This is a genomic window from Psychrobacter proteolyticus (genome assembly GCF_038155145.1).
Classification (GTDB): Bacteria; Pseudomonadota; Gammaproteobacteria; order Pseudomonadales; family Moraxellaceae; genus Psychrobacter; species Psychrobacter proteolyticus_B.
Window position 1 is genome coordinate 1 of the sequence record NZ_JBAKAY010000190.1, and the last position, 213, is coordinate 213.

At 41.8% G+C, this 213-nt stretch carries 1 pseudogene; it reads left to right on the forward strand.

What is annotated here, in order from left to right:
- Positions 1–213, forward strand: a pseudogene (locus V6252_RS13470) (F0F1 ATP synthase subunit beta); the annotation flags it as partial.

Here is a 213-nt window from a genome sequence, read left to right on the forward strand (position 1 = left end):
GACCGATCCATCACCTGCTACAACGTTTGCTCACTTGGAAGCAACAGTTGTACTAAGCCGTGATATCGCATCACAAGGTATCTATCCTGCGGTAGATCCATTGGATTCAACATCACGTCAGTTAGATCCTCAAGTAATCGCTGAAGATCATTACAATGTTGCTCGTGGTGTTCAGGAAGTTATACAGCGTTATAAAGAGCTTAAAGAAATAAT